Source organism: Methanoregula sp. (assembly GCF_002835825.1).
GTDB lineage: Archaea > Halobacteriota > Methanomicrobia > Methanomicrobiales > Methanospirillaceae > Methanoregula.
Genome location: NZ_PIZH01000650.1, coordinates 1 through 1174, shown reverse-complemented (window position 1 = coordinate 1174; position 1174 = coordinate 1). Strand labels below are relative to the sequence as shown.

The window sequence follows — 1174 nt, the reverse complement described above, 5'->3', positions numbered from 1 at the left end:
ACCCGGACCTATCACCATCCGGCACCGCTTGTACTGGAGAGCGGGGAGACCCTACCCTCGCTTACGCTTGCGTATGAGACCTACGGGAAACTCAATCGCGAGAAGAGCAATGCGATCCTCATCTGCCACGCACTCTCCGGCGATGCCCATGTTGCCGGGTTCCATGAAGGGGATACCAAACCCGGCTGGTGGGATGCGGTCATCGGTCCCGGCAAGGCACTCGATACCGACCGGTACTTTATCATCTGCTCGAATGTTCTCGGAGGCTGCAAAGGCTCGACCGGCCCGGCGTCCACCAACCCGGCAACCGGGAAGCCCTGGGGGGCAAAGTTCCCGGTCATCACGATCCGGGACATGGTGAGTGCCCAGAAACTCCTGATTGACTACCTGAAGATCAGCCAGCTCTACGCGGTCGTGGGCGGCTCGATGGGGGGCATGCAGGTGCTCCAGTGGACGGTCGATTTCCCCGATGCCATGAAGAAGGCTGTCGTGATTGCGGCAACCGGTTACTCCACTCCGCAGCAGATCGCCTTCAACGAGGTGGGCAGGAAAGCGATCATCTCCGATCCCCACTGGAACAATGGCGACTACTACGGGAAGGCCAGCCCCAGCCACGGCCTTGCGCTCGCACGGATGGTAGGTCACATCACTTACCTCTCGAATGAGTCCATGCACGAGAAGTTCGGCAGGGCATTGCAGGGCAAGGACCGGCGGGGATTTGACTTCTCGACGGATTTTAAGATCGAGAGCTACCTCCACCACCAGGGCGACACGTTCACGAAAAGGTTCGATGCAAACTCGTACCTCTACATCACGAAGGCGATCGATTACTTCGACCTGACCAGGGACGGCTCGCTTACCAAAGGTTTTGCCGGGGTAAAGGCGGCGTTCCTTGTCATTTCGGTCTCGTCCGACTGGCTCTACCCGCCCTACCAGTCGCAGGAGATCGTCTCGGCCCTGACCGCAAACGAAGCGGAGATCCACTACTGCGAGATCCGGTCGAATTACGGGCACGATGCGTTCCTCTTAGAGTCCTGCCAGATCAACTAGATCGTTGGGAAGTTCCTCTCCCACACGGTTGTCATGGACGTCATGATCACGGCTGTCCAGACACTCGAAGTAGGAACCACGATGTCGATAACCCCACGCACGCGGGCAAACCAGGACCTCAACC

The 1174-nt window shown here is 58.8% G+C and carries 1 pseudogene; it reads left to right on the top strand.

What is annotated here, in order from left to right:
• Positions 1-1174 (top strand): annotated as a pseudogene (locus CW742_RS14130) (homoserine O-acetyltransferase); the annotation flags it as partial.